The 13,816-nt window shown below is 69.8% G+C and carries 13 protein-coding genes; 6 read left to right on the plus strand and 7 right to left on the minus strand.

The window, feature by feature from the left end; translation table 11 throughout:
- Nucleotides 1-25: 25 nt before the first annotated feature.
- The 5 genes from BIU89_RS08930 to BIU89_RS08950 are packed head-to-tail and all read right to left on the minus strand — an operon-like array spanning nt 26 to nt 5,090.
- Complete coding sequence (locus BIU89_RS08930) at nt 26-1,129, minus strand: Gfo/Idh/MocA family protein (RefSeq protein ID WP_071245948.1); 1,104 nt, start codon at nt 1,127-1,129, stop codon at nt 26-28.
- Nucleotides 1,126-1,974: a ThuA domain-containing protein gene (locus BIU89_RS08935; protein WP_071245950.1), complete on the minus strand. Its 849-nt coding sequence runs from the start codon at nt 1,972-1,974 to the stop codon at nt 1,126-1,128. The genes BIU89_RS08930 and BIU89_RS08935 overlap by 4 nt, the downstream gene beginning before the upstream one ends.
- Before the next feature lie 32 nt (nt 1,975-2,006).
- Nucleotides 2,007-2,894, minus strand: a complete 888-nt coding sequence (locus BIU89_RS08940) for a carbohydrate ABC transporter permease (protein ID WP_027464442.1) — start codon at nt 2,892-2,894, stop codon at nt 2,007-2,009.
- A complete protein-coding gene (locus tag BIU89_RS08945) occupies nt 2,887-3,852 on the minus strand; it encodes a carbohydrate ABC transporter permease (RefSeq protein WP_071245952.1) in 966 nt (321 codons plus the stop codon). Before BIU89_RS08945 ends, BIU89_RS08940 begins: the two co-directional genes overlap by 8 nt.
- Nucleotides 3,853-3,854: 2 nt before the next feature.
- Nucleotides 3,855-5,090, minus strand: coding sequence for a sugar ABC transporter substrate-binding protein (locus BIU89_RS08950; RefSeq protein WP_071245954.1), 1,236 nt, complete (start codon nt 5,088-5,090; stop codon nt 3,855-3,857).
- A gap of 201 nt (nt 5,091-5,291) precedes the next feature.
- Here BIU89_RS08950 and BIU89_RS08955 point away from each other — a divergent pair, with 201 nt between their 5' ends.
- From BIU89_RS08955 to BIU89_RS08970, 4 genes are all read left to right on the plus strand, one after another.
- Nucleotides 5,292-6,308, plus strand: a complete 1,017-nt coding sequence (locus BIU89_RS08955; RefSeq protein WP_254791552.1) for a LacI family DNA-binding transcriptional regulator — start codon at nt 5,292-5,294, stop codon at nt 6,306-6,308.
- A gap of 229 nt (nt 6,309-6,537) precedes the next feature.
- A complete protein-coding gene (locus BIU89_RS08960) occupies nt 6,538-7,857 on the plus strand; it encodes an ABC transporter substrate-binding protein (RefSeq protein WP_027464446.1) in 1,320 nt (439 codons plus the stop codon).
- Entirely contained in the window at nt 7,854-8,822 is a 969-nt protein-coding gene (locus BIU89_RS08965) for a carbohydrate ABC transporter permease (protein ID WP_175474994.1), read from the plus strand. Before BIU89_RS08960 ends, BIU89_RS08965 begins: the two co-directional genes overlap by 4 nt.
- Complete coding sequence (locus BIU89_RS08970) at nt 8,822-9,670, plus strand: carbohydrate ABC transporter permease (RefSeq protein WP_027464448.1); 849 nt, start codon at nt 8,822-8,824, stop codon at nt 9,668-9,670. Before BIU89_RS08965 ends, BIU89_RS08970 begins: the two co-directional genes overlap by 1 nt.
- Nucleotides 9,671-9,765: 95 nt before the next feature.
- Here the strand turns inward: BIU89_RS08970 and BIU89_RS08975 are convergent, their stop codons facing one another.
- Nucleotides 9,766-10,212: a MarR family winged helix-turn-helix transcriptional regulator gene (locus tag BIU89_RS08975; RefSeq protein ID WP_071245956.1), complete on the minus strand. Its 447-nt coding sequence runs from the start codon at nt 10,210-10,212 to the stop codon at nt 9,766-9,768.
- 121 nt (nt 10,213-10,333) lie between these two features.
- Between BIU89_RS08975 and BIU89_RS08980 the strand changes: the two genes are divergently transcribed.
- On the plus strand, nt 10,334-11,317 hold the full coding sequence (locus BIU89_RS08980; RefSeq protein ID WP_071245958.1) for an AraC family transcriptional regulator: 984 nt from the start codon (nt 10,334-10,336) through the stop codon (nt 11,315-11,317).
- Nucleotides 11,318-11,330: 13 nt separating this feature from the next.
- Here BIU89_RS08980 and BIU89_RS08985 read toward each other — a convergent pair whose 3' ends face one another.
- The gene (locus BIU89_RS08985; protein ID WP_071246046.1) at nt 11,331-12,374 is read right to left on the minus strand and encodes a LacI family DNA-binding transcriptional regulator; all 1,044 of its coding nucleotides are present in this window, start codon (nt 12,372-12,374) and stop codon (nt 11,331-11,333) included.
- A gap of 146 nt (nt 12,375-12,520) precedes the next feature.
- On the opposite strand from BIU89_RS08985, the gene BIU89_RS08990 reads away from it, so the two are divergent.
- Nucleotides 12,521-13,816, plus strand: a complete 1,296-nt coding sequence (locus BIU89_RS08990; protein WP_027464451.1) for an ABC transporter substrate-binding protein — start codon at nt 12,521-12,523, stop codon at nt 13,814-13,816.

Consider the following 13,816-nt stretch of genomic DNA (forward strand, 5'->3'; position numbering starts at 1 on the left):
CTCCCGTCCGTCATGCGGTCGCGTCTCAGGACGCGGGCAGCCGCTCGCGCAGGGCCCCGCGGACCGACTCCCACCCGGCCAGACGGTCGCGGATCGCGTCGTCCTGCTCGGCGGCCAGGGCGTCCCGGTGCGCCTGTTCGAGCACCTCGTCGATGACGACCCGGCGCCCGCTGCGGGCCGAGGTGATGGCCGCGTCGACCATCGTGAGGCTCATCACGTTGCCGTGCACCTCGCCGTCCGGCACCTCGCCGGAGCGGACCGCCCGGACGAAGGACGCCAGCGACCCGGCGATCTCGTGCCCGACCGACGGCGCAGCGGCAGGGGAACCGGGGGTGCCGTCGAGGTCGCTCGAGGGGTCGTGGTCGCCGTCCCAGAGTGCCGTGCCGGCCGCTCCGGAGGCACGCCAGTCGCCGTTCCACGAGGTCTCGGCACCCGGCGCGCACCACGAGCCGTCGTAGACGTAGCGGACGTCGTCCTCGAACGTGAAGACGGCTGCGGCGGCCGCGTCGCCCCGGTACCAGGACCACGACGGGTTCCACGACTCGCAGTACATCGACACCGGGTCGCGTTCGAGCACGTACCGGGCGGAGTCGAAGGCGTGGATGGCCATGTCGAGCAGCAGGACGTCGTCCATCTCCTCGCGGAAACCACCGAAGTGCGGCGCCTTCGCGAACCGGGTGCTCAGCCCGCCCACGACACCGAGGTCGCGGACGTGCTGCCGGAACGCGACGAGCTGGTCGTTGTAGCGGCGGGACTGCGACACCATGAACAGCTTGCCGGTGGCCTCGGCGGCGGCGGCGAGCGACAGCGCCTCGGCGACGGTCTGTGCGGCCGGTTTCTCGCCGAGCACGGGGAGCCCGGCCCGGAGCGCCTGCAGCGTGACCGGGTGGTGCGCGACCGGCACGGTGATGTCGAGGACGGCCTCGGCACCGGTCTCGGCGGCCAGCACGGTCAGGTCCGTGCCGACCGGGATCGACGGGTCGCCGGCGTGCTCGGCCCCGGCGCGGGCGGCGTCGAGGTCGAGGTCGACGATGCCGACCAGCTCGACCTCGGGGTCGGCGGCGACGGTGGCGAGCCAGGCCCGCCCCATCCCGCCGGCGCCGACCTGCAGGACGCGGAGGGGGCTCACGCCTGCACCCCGTCGCGCTCGGCCGCCGGCTCGCTGGCCGCCGGCTCGCTGGCCGCCGGCTCGGCGGTCTCGGGCTCGGCGTCGTCGAACGGACCGCGGTAGTGCTGCCCGTCGAAGTACTCGCCCAGGTCGTAGCGGCGGAGCGTCGGGATCTCCCGCTCCCGCTCGGGCCGGGCCCACTCGGCGCCGTTCGCGATCACGCGGCGGACGTCCGGGTGGTGGTAGACGGGGAAGTCCTGGTCACCGGGGGAGAAGTAGAAGATCTTCCCGAGGCCGCGACGGTACGTCATGCCGCTCCGGAACACCTCACCGCCGGTGAAGCCCGAGATGAACACGAGCTCGTCGGGCGTCGGGACGTCGAAGTACTCGCCGTACATCTCCTGCTCGGGGATGACGATCGGGTTCGGCACCCCGCGGGTGATCGGGTGCTGCGGGTTGACGGTCCAGACGAGCTCCTGGTCGTGCTCGCTGCGCCAGCGGAGGGTGCAGGTGGTGCCCATCAGCTTGCCGAAGATCTTCGACCAGTGGCCGGAGTGCAGGACGAGCAGCCCCATGCCGGAGAGCACGTGCCGGTGCACCCGGTCGACCACGGCGTCGTCGACGTCCTGGTGTGCGGCGTGCCCCCACCAGGTGAGGACGTCGGTGTTCGCGAGGACCTCGTCGGTGAGGCCGTGCTCGGGCTCCTGCATGGTGGTGGTCCGGACGACGGCCTCGGGCAGGTGCTCGCGGATGCCGTCCGCGATCGCGCCGTGCATGCCGTCGGGGTACCGCTCGGCGACGTGCTGCTCGACCTGTTCGTGGACGTTCTCGCCCCAGACGGTGATGCGGAGCGGGGTGCTGGTCATGGTGTGTGCCTTTCGGGGGTGGTGAGACCCGGTCACTTGACTGCGCCGCCGGTGGCCCCGGCGGCGATGAACTTCTGCGCCACGAGCAGCAGCACGATGGCGGGGATCGAGGCCATCACCGCGGCGGCCATGACGGTCGACCAGTCGGCGGTGAAGGTGCCGATGTAGTTGTAGATGCCGAGCGTGATCGGCCGGACGTCCTCGGTGGTGGTGAGGGTCAGGGCGAACAGGAAGTCGCTCCAGGTGAACAGGAACGTGAACAGTCCGGCGGTGATCAGGGCGTTGGCGCTGATCGGCACGACGACCGAGCGGAAGGCCCGGAAGTTGCCGGCACCGTCGACCTTGGCGGCCTCGATGATCGACGGCGGGATGTTCTGCATGAACGCCCGCATGATCAGGATCGCGAAGGGCACGCCCGCGGTGCTGTCGGCCAGGATCAGCCCCGGCACGGTGTTGAGCAGCCCGAGGTCGTTGTACGCCGCGTACAGGGCGTTCGCGACGACGATGCCCGGGATCATCTGCGAGATGAGGATGCCGAACAGCACCGCGTTGATGCCCTTGACCTTGAACTGGGCGAGCGCGTACGACGCCGGCGTCGCGATGAGCAGGCTGACGACGACGCTGCCCAGGGCGATCACCAGGCTCGTGACCAGGGCGCCGCCCTGGTCGGCGATGGCCTGCGCGTAACCGCCGAGCTGCGCGTTGATCGGGAACCAGGCGGCCTCGATCGCGGAACCGGCCGGCTGCAGCGAGATGTTGATCATCCAGTAGACGGGGAACAGCATCACGGCGAGGATCAGGATCCCGACGCCGGACAGCACCCACTGCTTCGCGCTCGTGGGACGGACGGGTCGCCGGGTGCCGCGGGTGACCACCGCGCGGGTCCGGAGGACGTCGTTGGTGGACGCTGCGTCAGTCATCGACGGCCTTCCTGTTGAGGCGGAGGTAGACGATCGCGAACAGGGCGGAGATCACGATGAGGATGTTGCTCAGCGCGGCGCCCTGCCCGAAGTCGAACTGCTTGAACGACAGGTCGTAGGACTGGGTCGCGATGGTCTGGGTGGCGTTCGCCGGCCCGCCGTTCGTCAACCCGAGGATGATGTCGAGCACCTTGATCGTGTAGACGACGCCGAGCACGAGCGTGACGCTCACGACGGGGCGGAGCATCGGCCAGGTGATCGCCCAGAAGGCCTTCCACCCGGTCGCGCCGTCGAGTGCCGCGGCCTCGTACAGCTCGGTGGGGATGTCCTGCAGACCGCCGTACAGGATCGTGGTGTTGAAGGGGATCCCGATCCAGATGTTCACCGCGATGACGGTGATGAGCGCCACGGCGGGGCTCGTCAGCCACGGGACCGACGGGATGCCGAAGGTGCCGAGGAACTGGTTGACGACGCCCGAGTCCTGGTCGAGCATCCACTTCCAGACCGCGCTCGAGACGATGAGCGGCAGCAGCCAGGGCAGCAGGAGCAGCGAGCGCAGGAGACCGGAGAGCGGGAAGTTCCGTCGGAAGAACAGGGCGAGCAGCAGACCGAGGACGAACTGGCCGACGATCGACCCGATCGTGAACAGCGCGGTGTTGAGCATAGCCGTGCCGAACAGCTGGGACGACACGATCGAGGCGTAGTTCGCCAGGCCGACCCAGGGTGCCTCGCCCGTGTAGAACGTCGACGTCGTGTACGCCTGGAAGCTCATGACGATGTTCTTGACCACCGGGTAGCCGAAGAACAGCAGCAGGAACAGGACGGCCGGCAGCAGGAACAGCAGCTGCGCGATCCGTTCGAAGCGCAGCGAGCGGCCCGGGCGGGGCCGCCGGGACGGAGCGGGTGCTCCGTCCCCGGCGGCCCGCCGTGGGGCGACGGGGGTCGCGGTGCTCGTCATGCTCAGTTGCTCGACTGCGCGTTCTGCAGGGCGTCGGCCGGGGAGTCCTGCCCGGTCAGCGCCGACTGTACGGCCGTGTAGATCTTCGTCGCGGCCTTGGGCCAGTCGGCACCGAGTTCGCCGGTGCGGGCGCGGGCGTCGGCGACGAGGTCGACGAACACCTGCTCCTCGGGGACGTCCTTGCCGAACTGCTGCGCGACGTCGGTCTTCGAGGGGATCGTGTACCGCAGCTTCGCCATCGCGAGCTGGTTCGCGTCGCTGTTCATGCAGTCGACGATCTTCGCCGCGACGGCCTGCTTCGCCTTGTCACCGGTGTTCGGGACGGTCCAGACCTCGCCACCGAGCGGGGCCACGGCCTTGTCGCCGGCGGACTGCACGGGGATCTGGGCGATCCCGTAGTCGACCTTCGACTCCTTCAGACCGGGGATCTGCCACGGGCCGTTGATCATCATCGCGGCCTTGCCGGCCATGAACTGGTCGTTCACGTCGGCCTGGGTCCAGTTCACGACGCTCTTCGACATCGAGCCGTCGTCGACCAGGCCCTTCCAGAGCGACAGTGCTTCCTCGGTCTCCGGGGTCGCGATGTCCTTCTCGTCGCCGCCGTTCGACCACATGAACGGCAGGAACTGCCAGGTGCCCTCGTAGGTGGCGTTGGCGTCGACGGCGAACCCGTACTGGTCGCCCTTGGTGAGCTTCGCCGCGGCGGACTGCAGCTCGTCCCACGTCTTCGGCGGGGTGACACCGGCCTCGGACAGCACCTTCTTGTTGTAGAAGAGCGCGATGGTGTTCACGGTGGGGGCGAGGCCGTAGACCTTGTCCTCGTAGGTCCCGGCCTGCAGCACGCCCTTGGCGTAGCCGTCGGTCGAGATGTCGTAGTCGGACAGCGGCGACAGCGCACCGGTCTCGGCGATCTGCTGCAGATCGGGGTTGTCGAGCATCAGGACGTCCGGCAGGGTCTTCGACGACGCCTGCTGCAGGACCTTCTGGATGAGCGACGAGCCGGGCACCAGGCTGCGCTTGATGGTGACGTCGTTCTCGGCCCCGCACTTGTCGAGGTACTCGCCGATGACCTTCTTGTCGTTGCCCTGGTTGTAGTAGTCGAGCACGGTGATGGAGTCCACCTTGCCGCCGGAGCTCGCGGACGAGCCGCCGGAACAGCCGGCGAGGACGAGGGGGACGGTCGCCAGCATGGCGACCGCGCTGAGGACCGGAGCGATCCTGCGGTGTCGAGGCTTCATTGCTTCGCTCTTCTCTGGATGGTTGCCGGACACGAGTCGAACGTGTCGCTCGTGGATCGGGGACGACCGGACCAGAACCGCTCCGTCGCGTCCCGAGTGGGGTCGAAGCTAGCATCGAAGCGGTTAGATGGTAAAGCGCTTAGACGAACTTTTTCGGGCACGGCCCCCGCTACAGTGAGCGCAACAGGGTGAGGGAGCGGCATGGCGACGATGCAGCAGGTCGCCGACCGGGCGGGCGTCTCGATCGCGACGGTGTCCTTCGTCGTGAACGGCAACAAGCGCGTGTCCGCCGACACCCGTGCCCGGGTCACGGCAGCGATGCGCGAGCTCGGCTACCGGAACAACGTGGTCGCCCGGGCGCTGGCGTCGCGCCGCACCCGGATCCTCGCGCTCGTGTTCCCGGTGCTCGAGCACCGGCTCGGCCAGACCGCGCTGCAGTTCTTCACGAGTGCCGCGAGCCGCGCCTCGGAGCTCGGGTACCACCTGGTGCTCTGGCCGGCGGTGACGACGGCGGACGACGTGCAGGACCTCATCTCGGGCGGTCTCGCCGACGGGGTCGTGGTGATGGAGGTCACGATGCACGACCCCCGGATCGCCCGTCTGACCGAGCTCGAGGTCCCGTTCGTCGCGATCGGCCGCACCGCCGACCCCTCGGGCATCTCGTACGTCGACATCGACTTCGAGCGCACCGTCGAGGACGCCCTCGACCACCTCACCGGGCTCGGGCACCGTCGGATCGGGCTCGTGGTCGAGGACCTCGACGGCACCACCATGGCCGACTACGGGCCGAAGGTCCGCTCCGAGGCGGCGTTCCACGCCGGCATCGAGCGCCGCGGCCTGACCGGCACCGTGGTCGCCGCCGGCGCCTCGGCCGAGGGCGGGCGTCGTGCGGCGGCGGACCTGCTGGCGCACGACCCCGACGTCACGGCCGCGATCATCATGAAGGACGACTCGAACTTCGGGCTCGTCAGCGGGTTGCGGGCCGGCGGTCGGCGGGTGCCCGAGGACGTCTCGGTCATCGCGATCGTGTCCTCCGACGGCGCCGGTGCCGCGACCGAGCCGGTGCTCACGACGCTGAACGCCCCCGGTCCGGAGCTCGGCCGCCTGGCGGTCGAGTCGCTGGTCGACCGCCTCGAGGGCGGCAGCACCGAGCGCACCCGCACGCTCATCCCGTGCGCCCTGCACCTGGCCGATTCGACGGCCCCCGCCCCCGCCTGACCCCCTGTCGGCCTGGAGGCGCGGGTCGGCCCCGCCACGGGCCTCCAGGCCGCCGCCGGCCCGTTTTCGGGCTGCGCGACAGTCCACGGATCCCCGAGCGCGTGAGGTGTCGTCCACCCCGAAAGGTGCGCGGCGCGGCCGCGCCGCCACCGCCCCCTGGCGGACAGACCAGGCTCCGCCTGGTTGTGTGGACGTACAGGTTCGCAGCACCACACGTCGAGGAGGACGGATGGCAATCGACCGGAGGACGTTCATGCTCGGGGGAGCGGGGGTGCTGCTGCTCGCCGGTTGCTCCACCCGACCCGAGCGCACACGGGTCGAGGACTGGCCCACCGAACCGCCCGAGGGCGAGGCGACGATCAGCTGGTGGGCCGGTCAGGTCGCCTCGAAGGACGGCGGTGACCTGCGGCGGAGGCTCATCGCGGAGTTCCAGAGGGAGCACCCGAACATCCGGGTCCGGATCGTCAGCGCCCCGAGCGACACCGACACGAACCGGACCAGCCTGACGACCCAGATCGCGGCCGGCAGCAGCACGCCGGACGTCTACCTCGGTGACGTCGCCTGGCCCGGGCAGTTCGCGAAGAACAAGCTCGCGACCCCCGTGAACCAGCTCGTCGGCGAGGACTTCTTCGACCAGTTCCCCGAGGGCCTGCGGCTGGCGGCGAGCGTCGACGGGACCTACTACATGTTCCCGCTGTACATCGACGAGTCGTTCTTCCTGTACCGGAAGGACCTGCTCGCGAAGCACTCCCTGCAGGTGCCGGGGTCGTGGGAGGAAGTGCGCGAGACCGCCGCGAAGCTCGTCGACACCGGCGACGTGTCGTACGGGTTCGCGTTCCAGGGCGACGTGTACGAGGGACTGACCTGCAACGTCACCGAGTTCGTCGCCGACGCCGGCGGGTCCCTGCTCAACGACGATCTGACGAAGCCGGAGACGACCAGCTCGGAGACCAAGCGCGCGTTCGAGTTCATGCGGTCGCTGGTGACCTCGGGAGCGTCGCCACGGGCCACCCTGACGTACCAGGAGCAGGACACCAACGACGCCTTCTCCGGCGGCCGCGCGGCGTTCCTCCGCAACTGGTCGTACGCGTGGGGGATCGCGAACGGCCCGGACAGCCGGGTCGCCGGCAAGGTGGGCCTCGCCGCCCGGCCGACGTTCGACGGCATGGACGAGCACCACTCGACGATCGGCGGGTGGGGGAACTACATCAACCCGCACACCCAGGAACCCGCGGCGGCACTGACCTTCGCGCGGTGGATGTCGAGCGAGACCGCGCAGCAGTTCCTGACCCGCGAGGGCGGGGTCCTGCCGGCCCGGTCGGCGAGCCTCGTCAGCGCGGACGCGAAGCGCCAGGAGCGTCCGACCTACGACACGGCGGCGGGCATCACGCTCGTGCCCCGTCCGACCTCGACCGCCTACTACCCGAAGGTCTCGCAGGGCGTCTACCAGAACGGCAACAGCATCCTCGGCGGACAGGCGTCCGTCGACGGCGGCACCAGCGCGATGGCCTCCGCCATCTCGCTCGCCCTGCAGGGGGCGGCGCTGTGAGCGCCGGCACGGCGACACGACCGGCACGGCCTGGAGGCCCGGGTCGCGTCGATCCGCCGCCCCGGCCGACGGGGCGGTCGCGTCTCGACCGCATCCGCTCGCGGGGCGCGTGGGGCTTCGCGGCCCCGGCGCTCCTGGTGGTCGCGGCGGTGACGATCTTCCCGGTCGTGTACTCGGTCGTCCTGAGCTTCGCGGACGTCGAGGTCGGCTACGAGGGCTTCACGATCCAGTCGTTCGGGCTCGACAACTACGCGGCCCTGCTGCAGAGCGCCGACTGGTACCGGGCGCTCGGCTTCACGGTGCTCTACACGGTGGTGACGGTGTCGGTCGAGCTCGTGCTCGGCATGCTCGTCGCGCTGGTGCTCGAGCGACTCGGGGCCACCCGCGGCTGGATGCTCGCGCTCATGCTCATCCCGTGGTCGCTCGTCACCATCGTGAACGCGCAGCTGTGGAAGTACATCTACGACAGCACCTACGGCGTCGCGACGTGGTTCTTCGGGTTGTTCGGGGACGCCCCGGTGATCCTCGGTGAACCGGTGCCCGCGATCACCGGGCTGATGGTCGCGGACATCTGGAAGACGACGCCGTTCGTCGCGATCATCCTGCTCGCCGGACTCGTGCAGATCTCCGAGGACCACTACGAGGCCGCCGAGCTCGACGGCGCGAGCACCTGGCAGACGTTCTGGCGCGTGGTGCTGCCACAGCTCACCCCGACCCTGACGATCGCGGTGCTGTTCCGCATCCTGCAGGCGTTCGGCGTCTTCGACCTGCCGTTCGTGCTGACGAACGGCGGCCCGGGCACCGCCACCCAGTCGCTCGCGATCATGGGTTACAAGGTGCTCTTCCAGGACATCAACATCGGACCGGGCGCGGCGATCGCGACCTCCACCGCGGTCATCGTCGCGGCGGGGTGTCTGCTGTTCCTCCGGGCGTTCCGGAACCAGGCGAAGGGAGGGGACGACTGATGCCCCGTCAACGTGTGCGCAAGGGCTGGCGGAAGTGGGTCAACACCGTCAACGTCAGCGGTGTCGTCATCGCGGTGCTCACCGCACTGCCGCTCTACTGGCTCGTCACGACGTCGCTCAAGCCGGCGTCCGAGATCGGGCAGTCGCCGCCCACCGTCTGGCCGCAGTCGTTCACCTTCGACAACTTCGTGGTGGCCTTCCGCGACAACGCGCTCGGCCAGTACATGGTGAACAGTGTCATCGTGTCGGTGTCGACCACGGTGATCGTGCTCGCGCTGGCGTTCCTCGCCGGGTACGCCCTGGCCGGCCGGTTCATCCGGGGGCGCACGGCGATCATGACCTCGCTGCTCATGCTGTCGGTGTTCCCCGCGATCGCGGTGCTGACGCCGCTGTACCTGCTCGAGCGCAACCTCGGGCTGCTCAACTCGTACCCGGGCCTGATCGTGCCGTACGTGGCCTTCAACCTGCCGTTCGCCATCTGGATCATGCGGAACTACCTGCAGGGGATCCCGTCGACGATCGAGGAGGCGTCCGAGATCGACGGCGCCGGGGCGTGGCGGACCGTGCTGTCGGTGATCCTGCCGATGGCGAAGCCGGGCCTGTTCACGGTCGGCGTCTTCACCTTCACGGCGTCGTGGAGCGAGTTCCTGATGGCGCTGACCTTCAACAGTGAGAACTCGTTCCGGACGATCCCGGTCGGCATCGCGCTCTTCGGGACGCAGTTCACGGTGCCGTTCGCGCAGATCTTCGCCGCGAGCGTCGCTGCGACGGTGCCGATCGTCATCCTGGTGCTCGTGTTCCGCCGCTCGATCGTGTCCGGCCTGACCTCCGGAGCCGTCAAGGGGTGACCGGTGTCCGGCATGCGGAGATAGGTAGGGAACTTACCTAGCTGCGCATGCTGGACATTCGTCCGGGCGGCGTCCTGACCGCCCGTACCCTGCCGTCAGGGGCTCGGTGCGCCGAGATCGACGGCTGCGACGATGCGGTCGATGATCCGCACGAACCTGGCCCGCTCCCGTTCCGAGAAGGAGGCCATCAGGTCGTGCAGGTGCTTGTTCGTGCCGTCCATCGCGCGCGCGTAGTCGCGGCGGGCAGCATCGGTCAGCTCGATGTACCGGCTGCGGCCGTCGTCGGGGTTGGGGACACGGCTGATGTGTCCGCTGTGCTCGAGTCGGTCCACCATGCCGGTGATCGCCGGGCCGGTGAGCCCCAGGTGCTTCGACAGGTCCTTCACGCGCACCGTCCGGCCCGCTTCCTCGGCGCGCGAGACGAACTGCAGCAGCGTCAGGTCGCCGCCGGAGACACCGAGCTCGTCGCGCAGCCGACCGCGCAGTTCGGAGACCGCGGCCTCGAGCCGGGTCAGCGCCGCGTCCAGGTCGACATCGCTCACGACAATGCCCCCTTCGCACGGGTCTCGTCCGGGTCACGATACGCCGCAGTCACCGCCCCAGCGTATCCACATAACGCGGAGCGTGGAACGGTGCGGGTGGCGATGACGGATTCGGGGCACCGTGGCTGACCCCGTCCCGACTCCACAGTCCGCTGCACGCGCCGGGGAACCGGTCCGTTTCGAGGTCTCCGGCGGGGACCCCGACTCGGCCGAGCGCGACCTCGCCGCCGTCCACGGCGCCGATCGGTGGTCCGTCCGGCGCCTCGACGACGACTTCTCGTACCGGTACACGGCCGTCGGGGACTCCGACGTGAGCATCCGGCGTTCGCAGCTCCGCGGTGCCGTCCGCGGCTCGGTGCCCGTCGGTGCCGACTACGTGGTGACGTGGATCACCAGCGGGACCGCGCACCTGGACTCCGGGCGCGTCCGGATGGAGTTGCGCCGGGACGTCCCCGTGCTCCTGCCGCCCGAGGACGACTTCGTGTTCACGGCCGAGGACCACGACCAGCGGCTGGTGCACTTCGGGCGGGAGTACGTGCACCGCGTCGCGTTCGAACACCTGGAGGTCGAAGCGGCACCACTGCGGTTCGACCCGACCCGCATGCCCGAACCGGAGACCGCCGAGCGCTGGCAGGGGGCGCTCGTGGCGCTGTCCCGGGCCCTGCGCGCCGAGGGCCCCGACTCGGACGCGTGGCACGAGGCCAAGCGGTCGGCGGCCACCGCGTTCCTCGACACCTTCCCGCCGCAGGCCGACGACCTGCCCGCGGTGCTCGGCCTGCCCCGGAACGCCCGACTGCGCGCCGCGGTGCAGTACATCCACGCGCACGCCGCCGAGCCCGTCACGGTCCAGGAGCTGTCCGAGGTCGCCGGCCTGAGCGTGCGGTCGGTGCAGGAGTCGTTCCGCCGGGTCTTCGACGTGTCGCCGCTGACCTACCTGCGCGAGGTCCGGCTCGACCGCGTGCGCGGGGAACTGCTCGAGCTCGACCCGCAGGCCGGGGTCGTCGGCGACGTCGCCCGACGGTGGGGGTTCGCCCACCTCGGCCGGTTCTCGGCGGCGTACGCGGCCCGGTTCGGCGAGTACCCGAAGCAGACCCTGCGGCGCTGACGGCGGCGGGTGCTCAGCGGCCGGACGCCGGCCGCGGCGCGGGGCCCGTGCTCGCCCGCACCCGCAGGGTCGTGGGGAGCCGGACGTGGTCCGTGGTCGGTTCGCCACGGAGCATCGTCAGGAGCATCTGCACGGCGTGCGACCCGAGCTCGGCGAGCGGCTGCGACACCGTGGTGAGCGGCGGGGTCGTGGTGGACGCCTGTGGCACGTCGTCGAAGCCCACGACGGACAGGTCCTGGGGGACGCGGAGCCCGACCTCGGCCGCGGCGCGGAGCACGCCGATCGCCGACGAGTCGTTCGCGGCGAACACCGCGGTGGGGCGGTCGGCGAGGGTCAGGAGCTCGCGGGCGACGGCCGCGGACTGGTCCTCCTGGTAGCCGCCGTCACGCAGCAGGCACTCGTCGACCGTGATGCCCGCGGCCGTCAGGGCCGAGCGGTACCCGGCGGCACGCAGCTGGGCGGAGGCCAGGTCGGCGCGTCCCTGCAGGTGCGCGATGCGGGTGTGTCCGAGTGACAGCAGGTGTTCGACCGCCTGCACCGCGCCGGCCTCGTTGTCGGCGTCGACGGTGGCGTGCCCCTCCGGCCCGGTGTGCGGGTCGATCGCCACGACGGGGATCGACGAGCTCGACAGTGCCGTGGTCGGGGTGACGACGATCGCGCCGTCGATCAGGGTGCCGGACAGGCGGGACAGCGACCGGCGCTCCCACCCGGGTCGGTCGGCGCCGGTCATCAGGCCGGCGTAGGCGAGGAGCTCGTAGCCGGTGCCGGTGGCCGCCCGCGAGATGCCGCGGAGCAGCTCCGTCGAGAAGGGCTCGAACTCGGGTACCAGGATGCCGACGACCCCGGTCCGCGAGCTCCGCAGGCTCCGGGCGACCAGCGAGGTCTCGTACCCCAGGTCGTCGACCACCTGCTGCACGCGGAGCATCGTGGCGGGTGCGACCCCGTCGCGCTGGTTGATCACCTTGGACACCGTCGGGATCGAGACCCCGGCCACCCGCGCCACGTCGCCGATCGTCACCCGGCCGGCACCGGGACGCGCGCCGAGTGCCGAGTCCATGTGCACACCGTACCGCTGCGGCACCATGCCATCGGTAAAGAAAACGTTATCGATATCGATTGACATCGACCTGGAGCAGCAGGCATGCTCTCCGCAGCGGCAGTCGATGTCGCGCATGTCAACGACGACACTTCAGGAGTTCCACGATGACGAGGAAGATCCGTGCCGCGGCAGCCATCGCGCTGATCGGGGCCACAGCACTGGTGGCCAGTGGGTGCTCGGCGGGCAGCGATGCCTCCGAGGACGGCGGGAAGGTCACGATGACCTTCTGGCACAACTCGACCACCGGACCGGGCAAGGCCTACTGGGCCTCGACGGTCAAGGCGTTCGAGGAGAAGTACCCGAACGTCACCATCAAGACCCAGGCGATCCAGAACGAGGACCTGGACGGCAAGCTCCAGACCGCCCTCAACTCCGGCGACGCCCCCGACGTGTTCCTGCAGCGCGGCGGCGGCAAGATGGACGCGATGATCGCTGCCGGGCAGCTCATGGACATCTCCGACTCCATCAGCGCCGACGCGAAGAAGTCCATCAGCGCGGGCACGTTCGCCGGGTACGAGAAGGACGGCAAGACCTACGCCATGCCGGGCGCGGTGCTCCCCGAGGGCATCTGGTACTCGAAGGACCTGTTCAAGGAAGCCGGCATCGAGGGCACGCCCACGACCATGGACGAGCTGAACGACGCGATCACGAAGCTCAAGGCCAAGGACATCGACCCGGTCGCCGTCGGCGCGAAGGACGCCTGGCCGGCCGCCCACTGGTACTACAACTTCGCGCTCCGCGAGTGCAGCCAGAAGACCCTCGAGGACACGGCGAAGTCGCTGAAGTTCGACAACGCCTGCTGGACGAAGGCTGGCGAGCAGCTCGAGGACTTCAACGCCACCAAGCCCTTCAACAACGGCTTCCTGACCACCGCCGCACAGCAGGGCGCCGGCAGCTCCGCCGGTCTCCTCGCAAACCACAAGGCCGCCATGGAGCTCATGGGCGCGTGGGACCCGGGCGTGATCGCGTCGCTGACGCCGGACGCCAAGCCGCTGCCCGACCTCGGCTGGTTCCCGTTCCCCGCGATCGACGGTGGCAAGGGTGACCCGAAGTCGATGATGGGTGGTGTCGACGGCAACTCCTGCTCGGCGCAGGCCCCGAAGAAGGCGTGCACCGACTTCCTGAACTTCATCGTGCAGAAGGACAACCAGGAGGGCTACTACAAGGCCTTCAACGCCATCCCGGTGAACAAGGAAGCCCAGTCGGTCGTCGACTCGGACTACCTGAAGACGGCCCTGGCCGCCTACCAGGAGGCCCCGTTCGTCTCGCAGTACCTCGACACCCTGTACGGCCAGAACGTCGGCAACGCGCTGAACACCAGCGTCGTCGACCTGCTCGCCGACAAGGGCAGCGCGAAAGACATCGTCGAGACCACCAACCAGGCTGCGGCCAAGGGCTGA

Origin of the sequence: Curtobacterium sp. MCBA15_005 (assembly GCF_001864855.1) — a bacterium.
GTDB classification, from domain to species: domain Bacteria; phylum Actinomycetota; class Actinomycetes; order Actinomycetales; family Microbacteriaceae; genus Curtobacterium; species Curtobacterium flaccumfaciens.